Below are 8,573 nucleotides of genomic sequence, written 5' to 3'. Positions count from 1 at the left end.
TGCTCATCGACAAGATCGGCGAGGCGGGCCTGGTGAAGCTGGTCGACGGGCGCAAGGCCCGGATCCTCGACGGCGAGATCTTCGACGGCGAGCAGCTGCTGACCTCGGGTCGGGCGCTCGACCAGGAGTCGCTGGAGGTCGACCTCGAGGACGCGAAGCGTGGCCTGAGCTCCCACCTGGAGCTCTTCACCCACAACAGCAGCGAGCTGCTCAAGCGCGAGGAGGAGGTGCTGCTGCACGGCAACGGCGTACCTCCTCTCGACACGCCGCTGGCCGGCCGTCCCGTCGTCGTGGTCGCCGAACACCCCGACCTGGGCCGCCTCCTGGGCGACCTCAAGGGCTTCCTGCGCGAGCAGCGTCCCGCGATCATCGCGGTCGGCCGGGCGGCGACGCGGCTGACCAAGAAGCAGGTACGCCACGCCGTGCTCGTCCTGGGCCCGGACACCGACACCTACCCCGAGCCGAAGGTGCTCACCAGCGCCGCCGAGGTCGTGCTCGCCCCCGGCGGCTCGGCGAGCGAGAACGCCGCTGAGCTCCTCGACCGGGTCGGCGTGCAGCCCAAGCGGTTCGAGTCCTCCCTGGCCCCCGAGGACGCGGCCCTCCTGGTCGCCTACACCCAGCACCCGTCGCTGGTCGTCGGCGCCGGTCTGAGCACCACGCTGACCGACTTCCTCGAGGACCAGCGCCCAGGTCTGGCCGGCACCTACCTGACCCGGCTCGCGCTGGGCCCGACGCTGATCGACGCCTCCGCCGTCCCGGTGGTGCGTCGCAAGGAGCCGCGGAGCAGGCGGTTGGCGCTGCCGGTCCTCGCCGCGGTGACCGCGCTCGCGATCGGCGTACCTGCCGGCATCTGGGCCGCCGAACACGACGTCACCGAGATCGGCAGGGGAGTGCGGAGCCAGGCCGGTGAGGGCGCAGCCGCGAGCGCCACCGCCGGCCAGAGCGGCGCCGCGAACCAGAACGATCCAGGGCAGACGGCCGAGGCGCAGTTCGTCGCCGAGGCCGGCGACACGCTCCTGCCGGGCAAGCTCACCGGGCACAAGGTCGCGGTCCTCACCCTCCCCGGCGCGGACCCGAAGACGGTCGATGCGCTCACCGGCAACATCGAGACGGCCGGTGGCGTGACGACGGGGGTGCTGGACGTACGACCCAACCTGCTGGACCCGGATCGCAAGCAGTACGTGGACAGCCTGGCCACCCAGCTGGTCAAGCAGCTCGGCCGCGGCGACGCCGGCCAGGCCACCTATCAGCGGATGGGACAGGTGATCGGGCAGACCTACGCGGGCACGAACCCGCCGGCCGAGTTCGACCAGCCGGCCAAGACCGCCGCTGTGGCGTTGCTCACCGGCGACCTGGTCAAGGCCCGCGCGCGACCGACCGGGCCGGCCGACCTGGTCCTGGTCGTACTCGGCGAGGACAGCAAAGACACCACGGCGGTCGAAGGGCTGGTCGAGGGGCTCGGCGGGGCCACGAAAGGCCTGGTCGTGGGGGCGACCGCGGACTCCCAGGACCTCGAGAAGCTGCGCGCCCACGGCTGGCCCGGCTGGTTCGCGTCGGTCGACGGCATCGACACCGTCGCCGGGCAGGTCGCGGCGCCGTTGGCACTGGCGCGACAGACGAGCCGACAAGGTGGCGATTTCGGAGCGTCAGGTTTCGGTGGCCTGCTGAAGGATTGATAGGATTGAGGTCCATGAAGTCGGCGAGCTTGACCAAGCACATTTTTGTCACCGGGGGCGTCGCCTCCTCATTGGGAAAGGGCCTGAGCGCCTCCAGCCTCGGCCGCCTTCTCCGGTCGCGTGGTCTGAGCGTGACCATGCAGAAGCTGGACCCGTACCTCAACGTGGACCCCGGCACGATGAACCCGTTCCAGCACGGTGAGGTCTTCGTGACCAACGACGGTGCCGAGACCGATCTCGACATCGGCCACTACGAGCGGTTCCTCGACACCGACCTGGTCGGCCACGCCAACGTGACCACCGGGCAGGTCTACTCCAACGTGATCGCCAAGGAGCGCCGCGGTGACTACCTCGGCGAGACCGTCCAGGTGATCCCGCACATCACCGACGAGATCTCCGAGCGGATCCTGGCGATGCACGGCCCCGACGTCGACGTGGTGATCACCGAGATCGGCGGCACCGTGGGCGACATCGAGTCGCTGCCGTTCCTCGAGGCCGCCCGCCAGGTGCGCCAGCGCCTCGGCCGCGACAACGTCTTCTTCGTCCACGTCTCCCTGGTGCCTTACATCGGCCCGTCCAAGGAGCTCAAGACGAAGCCGACCCAGCACTCGGTGATGGCGCTGCGCCAGATCGGCATCCAGCCCGACGCCATCGTGTGCCGCGCCGACCGCGAGCTGCCCGAGGGCATCAAGCGCAAGATCGCGCTCATGTGCGACGTCGACGAGGACGCCGTGGTCACCGCCGCTGACGCCCCGAGCATCTACGACATCCCGAAGGTGCTCCACCGTGAGGGCCTCGACGCCTACGTCGTACGCAAGCTCGACCTGCCCTTCCGCGACGTCGACTGGGCGCTGTGGGAGGACCTGCTCCGCCGGGTCCACCACCCGAAGGAGGAGCTCACCATCGGCCTGGTCGGCAAGTACATCGATCTCCCCGACGCCTACCTGAGCGTCGGGGAGGCGCTGCGCGCCGGTGGCTTCGCCAACGAGGCCAAGGTCAACATCCGCTGGATCCCCTCCGACGAGTGCGAGACCCCCGAAGGCGCCGCCAAGAACCTCCATGACGTCGACGCGGTCTGCGTCCCCGGCGGCTTCGGCATCCGTGGCCTCGAGGGCAAGCTCGGCGCGCTGACCTACACCCGCACCCACCAGATCCCCACGCTCGGCCTGTGCCTGGGCCTGCAGTGCATGGTCATCGAGTACGCCCGCAACGTGCTCGGCCTGGAGAAGGCCGACTCCACCGAGTTCGACGCCGAGACCCCCGAGCCCGTCATCGCGACGATGGAGGAGCAGAAGGCGTACGTCGAGGGCGCCGGCGACCTGGGCGGCACCATGCGCCTCGGCCTCTACCCGGCCGAGCTCAAGAAGGGCTCGATCGCGGCCGAGGTCTATGGCGAGACCTCCATCGCGGAGCGCCACCGCCACCGCTACGAGGTCAACAACGCCTACCGCGACCAGCTCGAGGACGCCGGTCTGGTCTTCTCCGGCCTCTCGCCCGACAACCAGCTCGTCGAGTTCGTCGAGCTGCCCCGGGACGTACACCCCTACTACGTCTCCACCCAGGCCCACCCCGAGCTCCGCTCGCGCCCGACCCGCCCCCACCCGCTCTTCGCCGGGCTGGTGAAGGCGGCTCTCGACCGGCAGAAGGAGCAGCGGTTCCCGATCGACGAGACCAACCTGCGCCGTGAGGTCAGCGAGGTCGAGCTCCCCGAGTCCGAGCCTGCGTCGATGTGAGGAACGAACAGCTGCGCAACGCGAGGAGGTCGAGCGAGCGCAGCGGGTGAGCTAGCGAACCCGCGAAGCGGGTCGAGACACAGGCTGACGTCTGAGCAGCTGACATGACGAGCCCCCTGGGGTCGGCCGATGCCGGACCCAGGGGGCTCGTGTCTGTGGGCGCTACTCGCGTACCTCGCCGGTCGGCTTCACCTCGCCGCGCCACGCGCCGGTCTCGGTGCCGCGGTGCTCGATGAACTCCTTGAACCGCTCGAGGTCGCCCTCGGCGCGCTTGTCGACGATCTTGAGGACGTCACCGGTCTTCTCGACCACGCCCTCGGGCTCGTACTCCAGGCGCAGGGTGACGTTCGTCGTCTTGCTCATCTTGTCCTCGGTGAACGAGACCGTGCCCTGGTTCTTCGCGCCCTCCACGGCGCGCCAGGTGATGCGGTCGTCGGGAACCTGGTCGACGATCTCGGCGTCCCACTCACGCGTGACCCCGCCGATCTCGGCCTTCCAGTGCAGATGCTTGTCGTCGAGCTGGCGAACCGACTCGACGCCCTCCATGAACTGAGGGAACGACTCGAACTGGCTCCACTGGTCATACGCTGTGCTGACCGGAACGCCGACCTGGACGCTCTTCTGGATGGTGCTCATCTGTCTCGCGTCTCCTCTCGATTGCGTACGACACAGCGGGTACCCGACGGCCGGTCGGGCCATACCTTCTCGATCAGGCTCGACCAGGCTCGACCAGGCTCGATCAGGCTCGACCAGGCCGGGCTCACAGCGCCCGGGCCGCGACCTGCCGGGAGTGCACGTCGGCGAGACGGATGACCGTCTGGCGTACGAACGGGACCAGCGTGTCGCTCTCGCAGGCGGCCCGTGCGGCCGCGGCGACGTCCTCGCCGGCCTGAGCTGGGTAGAACCGGAGCTGAAGGCCGAAGGCGAGCAGCCCACCGCCCCTGATGGCGGCGACCGCGTCGAGATAGCGCTGGGCGTACGGCGCCAGGACCTCGTCCTGGCCGGGCCGCCAGAACGCCGAGCTCAGCATGTAGGCGCCGTCGGTGCGCGGCAGCCGGCGCTCGACCATGGTCACCTGCCAGGCCTCCTCCTTGGCCTCTGCGAGCGGCTGTGCGGTGCGTACGGCCAGGGCGCTGACCCAGGACTCGGGATCCGGGTCACGCGCCTCCAGGGCGGCGACGGCCTCCGCGTCGTAGTCTCCTAGCTCGGCGCGCCGGCCGAGCAGGCGCCAGGCGACCTGGATGTCCTCGGCGGCGCCGGCCTCGGCGAGCGCGATCTGCTCAGCATTGGAGGCGTGGGAGGCGACGACGCGAAGCGCGGTGTCGCGGTTGGCCGGATCCTCGGCGAGGGCCGCCGCGGCGCCCGCGACCAGGGCGCGTTGCTCGGCGACCCGGTCGGGAGCGGTCCAGAGCTCGGCCGCGGTCACGGCCATGCCGAGGAACTCACCGGTGACCTGGGGGTTCCGCTCACGCTCCAGCACCGAGACGACGCGGGAGACGACCTCGGGGCCGGCGATCTCGCCGCGGAACAGCGCCGACCAGGCGCTGTTGACCGCGACCGCCCGCGCGACTGCATCGGGCAGGACTCCGGCGTTCCGGCCGAGCCAAGCCTCGCTGGCCTCGTCCGAGCGCACCGCCGCGAAGGTCACGTCGGTGGCGTTCACCAGGTGCGCCGCGGCGTCCGGGAGCGAGACCGCGACCGGCTCACCCTCGACGGTGACCGGGGTGATCGCGAGCAGGGCCCCGGAGTCGTCGTAGGAGGCGATGTCGAGCCGGTGGGGACGTACGGTCCCGTCGGCGCTGGTGACCGAGACCTTGCCGTCGGCGAGGGTGATCACGTCGGTGCCTGCGTGGTCGAGCCAGGCGGTGGTCCACGTGGAGAGGTCCTTGCCCGCGGCCGCCCCGAAGGCGCTCATCAGGTCGTCGAGGACGGTGTTGCCGTAGGCGTGCTCGGCGAAGTAGGCCTGCAGCCCGGCGAGGTAGGCCTCCTCGCCGATGTAGGCGTGCAGCTGCTGCAGCACCGCCTGGCCCTTCATGTAGGTGATCGCGTCGAAGTTCGCCATCGCGACCTCCACGCTGGGCACCACACCGCGGATCGGGTGGGTGGCGGCGGTCAGGTCGGTGTCGTAGGCCGTCTTCTTCTCGGTCAGCGCGATCGAGGCCCACACGTCGGCGTAGCCGGGGAGCGCGGCCGAGGCCCACACGGCCGCCCACGAGGCGAAGGCCTCGTTGAGCCACAGGTCGTCCCACCAGCGCATCGTGACCAGGTCACCGAACCACATGTGAGCCATCTCGTGCAGGATCACGTTGGTGCGCTCGGTGCGGTCGGCCTGGGTCGGCGGCGTACGGAAGAGGAAGACGTCGCTGTGCGTCACCGCGCCCCAGTTCTCCATCGCGCCGCCCATGTCGGGCACGAAGATCTGGTCGTAGCGCCGCTGCGGGAACGGCATCGCGAACTTGGCGCCGAACCAGGCCAGGCCGTGCTCGGTGACGTCGAGGATCTCCCCCCGGTCCCGCTCCAGCTGGCTCGCCAGCGACCGACGGGCATAGAGCCCCAGGTCGTAGCCGCCGCGCTCGGCACGGACCTCGACGAACGGGCCGGCGTTGACCACCACGACGTACGTCGAGAGCGGGGGAGTGTCCGCGAAGACCCAGGTCCTCGCGCCGGCCGCCGCGTCCGAGACGCGGGCGGGCGCGGAGTTGGACAGCACGGTCCACTGCTCGGGTGCGGTCACGGTGAACGCGTGCACCGCCTTGAGGTCGGGCTGGTCGAAGCAGGCCCACAGCCGACGGGCGTCGTCGGGCTCGAAGGAGGTCCACACGTAGACGTTGCCGTCGGAGGGGTCGACGGTGCGCAGCACGCCCTCGGAGGAGGCGGTGTTGGACTGGGAGGCGCTGACGACGAGGGTGTTGGTCTCGGCCAGATCCTCGAGCGGGATCCGGCCAGCACTGATCGTGGCGAGGTCGAGCTCGGTGCCGTTGAGGGTGGCGGCCGACACCTCGGCGACGCAGTCGACGAACGTGCTCGAGCCGGGGGCGGCGGAGAAGGTGATCGTGGAGACGCTGGTGAGCGTCTCGCCCTCCAGCAGGCCGGTCAGGTCCAGCGAGATGTCGTAGCGCTCGACGGTGACGGTGGCGGCCCGCGCGGCCGCCTCCTCCTGAGTGAGCGAGGCAGGGGCGGCGGGGGAGTTGTCAGACATGCGCCGAGGGTAGCCTCGGGCCATGACTTCGGACGCACGAATTTCCGGCGCGGCCACGCCGCTGGACCCGGTGCCCCTGACCGAGTGGGACACCCCCGAGAGCTGGCCGGTGGCCTCGAGGGAGGACCTCCACCGCGACGCCTGGGTGGTCGCGCTGCGTGCGGACCGGATCAACCGGCCAGGTCACGAGGACGAGGAGCCGTTCCGGCGGCTCGTCGTCGAGCACCCCGGAGCAGCGGTCGTGCTGGCGCTCGACGACGACGAGCGTGCCCTGGTCATCACCCAGTACCGTCACCCTGCCAAGCGCCGCTTCGTCGAGCTTCCGGCCGGCCTGATCGACTATCCCGGCGAGGACCCGCTTGACGTCGCCGTGCGTGAGCTGCGCGAGGAGGTGGCCCACGAGGCCGCCGAGTGGACGCACCTGCTCTCGACCTACACCTCGCCCGGGATCTCCGAGGAGATCCACCACTTCTTCCTCGCCCGCGGTCTGACCGCGACCGATCGCGACGGCTTCGAGCTCGAGCACGAAGAGGCCGAGATGAGCATCCACTGGGTGCCCTTCGAGGACCTCCTGGAGGCCGTGCTCACCGGCAAGGCGACCGACTCGCCGGTCGTCCAGGCCGTCCTTGCGTACGCAGCCCTGAAGTCGCGTGGCAGAGTCTGAACAGGCGCCTGGCCAAGGACCGAACGACGTGGTTTTGGTGACTTGCGCCACACCGGGTTAGACATGCCGCATCAGGCGGCGAACATCCGGCTGACCCAAACCCACGGACCACCACATTCTGGGGCCAAGACATGAAGGCAGGGCAATGAGAATCGGCGTACCCAAGGAAGTCAAGAACCACGAGTACCGGGTGGCGATCACCCCCTCGGGCGTCCACGAGCTGGTGGCCAACGGCCACGAGGTCTTCGTCGAGGCCGGTGCCGGCGTCGGCTCGTCCATCCCCGACGGCGAGTACGCCGCGGTCGGCGCCAAGATCCTCGGCGACGCCGACGAGACCTGGGGCAACGCCGACATGGTTCTGAAGGTCAAGGAGCCGATCGCGGAGGAATACCACCGCCTGCGCGAGGGCCTGACCCTGTTCACCTACCTCCACCTGGCCGCGGACAAGCCGCTGACCGAGGAGCTGCTGGCCAAGAAGGTCACCGCGATCGCCTACGAGACCGTCGAGCTGCCCAACCGGGCCCTCCCGCTGCTCTACCCGATGTCCGAGGTCGCCGGCTGTCTGGCGCCCCAGGTCGGCGCCTACAACCTGATGAAGGCCCAGGGCGGCCGCGGTGTGCTGATGGGCGGGGTCGGCGGTGTCGCCAACGCCAAGGTCGTCATCATCGGCGCCGGGGTCTCCGGGCAGAACGCGGCCAACATCGCGCTCGGCATGGGTGCCGACGTCACCCTGCTCGACACCGACCTGGAGAAGCTGCGGATGTCGTTCTGGCGCTACTCCAACCAGGTCCACGGTCTCGCCTCCAACAGGCTCGTGCTCGAGGAGCAGGTGCTCCAGGCCGACCTCGTCATCGGCGCGGTGCTGATCCCGGGAGCGGCCGCGCCGAAGCTGGTCAGCAACGACCTGGTCTCGCGGATGAAGCCCGGCTCGGTGCTGGTCGACATCGCCATCGACCAGGGCGGCTGCTTCGAGGACTCTCACGCCACCACCCACGCCGACCCGACCTACCAGGTCCACAACTCGACGTTCTACTGCGTGGCCAACATGCCCGGCGCGGTCCCCAACACCTCGACCTACGCGCTCACCAACGCGACGATGCCGTACGCCGTCGCGCTGGCCAACAAGGGCTGGCAGCAGGCGCTGCGTGACGACGCGGCGCTCGCCAAGGGCCTCAACACCCACGCCGGTCAGCTGACCAACGCCCCCGTCGGCGAGGCCGTCGGCATCGACTCGGTCGCCCGCGAGTCGGTACTGGCCTGACCACCCACCGCCGACTCGGCGCGTCTGTCCCATCTCAGAC

At 70.0% G+C, this 8,573-nt stretch carries 6 protein-coding genes; 4 read left to right on the top strand and 2 right to left on the bottom strand.

Going from position 1 to position 8,573, the window contains the following annotated elements:
- Positions 1-1,676: putative cytokinetic ring protein SteA (steA, locus tag ACFVJS_RS23745; RefSeq protein ID WP_378885650.1), on the top strand; the 1,676-nt coding region annotated here is incomplete at its 5' end.
- A gap of 14 nt (positions 1,677-1,690) precedes the next feature.
- Positions 1,691-3,409 (top strand): CTP synthase, encoded by a 1,719-nt coding sequence (locus ACFVJS_RS23740; protein ID WP_378885649.1) that lies wholly within the window; start codon positions 1,691-1,693, stop codon positions 3,407-3,409.
- 162 nt (positions 3,410-3,571) lie between these two features.
- Here the strand turns inward: ACFVJS_RS23740 and ACFVJS_RS23735 are convergent, their stop codons facing one another.
- Entirely contained in the window at positions 3,572-4,045 is a 474-nt protein-coding gene (locus tag ACFVJS_RS23735; RefSeq protein ID WP_378885647.1) for an SRPBCC family protein, read from the bottom strand.
- A gap of 124 nt (positions 4,046-4,169) precedes the next feature.
- Complete coding sequence (gene pepN / locus ACFVJS_RS23730) at positions 4,170-6,608, bottom strand: aminopeptidase N (RefSeq protein ID WP_378885645.1); 2,439 nt, start codon at positions 6,606-6,608, stop codon at positions 4,170-4,172.
- Positions 6,609-6,630: 22 nt separating this feature from the next.
- Between pepN and ACFVJS_RS23725 the strand changes: the two genes are divergently transcribed.
- Positions 6,631-7,272, top strand: a complete 642-nt coding sequence (locus tag ACFVJS_RS23725) for an NUDIX domain-containing protein (RefSeq protein ID WP_378885643.1) — start codon at positions 6,631-6,633, stop codon at positions 7,270-7,272.
- Between the two features lie 145 nt (positions 7,273-7,417).
- Positions 7,418-8,533, top strand: a complete 1,116-nt coding sequence (gene ald, locus ACFVJS_RS23720; protein WP_378885641.1) for an alanine dehydrogenase — start codon at positions 7,418-7,420, stop codon at positions 8,531-8,533.
- The last annotated feature ends 40 nt before the right edge of the window (positions 8,534-8,573 follow it).

Source organism: Nocardioides sp. NPDC057772 (assembly GCF_042798075.1).
Lineage (GTDB): Bacteria > Actinomycetota > Actinomycetes > Propionibacteriales > Nocardioidaceae > Nocardioides.
Note: the sequence above shows the minus strand (reverse complement) of the source record. Positions and strands in the feature narration are given on the sequence as shown.

Coding starts and splice junctions, on each gene's coding strand:
- pepN (WP_378885645.1), bottom strand. CDS start 6,608: ATGTCTGACAACTCCCCCGCCGCCCCTGCCTCGCTCACTCAGGAGGAG.
- ACFVJS_RS23735 (WP_378885647.1), bottom strand. CDS start 4,045: ATGAGCACCATCCAGAAGAGCGTCCAGGTCGGCGTTCCGGTCAGCACA.
- ACFVJS_RS23740 (WP_378885649.1), top strand. CDS start 1,691: ATGAAGTCGGCGAGCTTGACCAAGCACATTTTTGTCACCGGGGGCGTC.
- ald (WP_378885641.1), top strand. CDS start 7,418: ATGAGAATCGGCGTACCCAAGGAAGTCAAGAACCACGAGTACCGGGTG.
- ACFVJS_RS23725 (WP_378885643.1), top strand. CDS start 6,631: ATGACTTCGGACGCACGAATTTCCGGCGCGGCCACGCCGCTGGACCCG.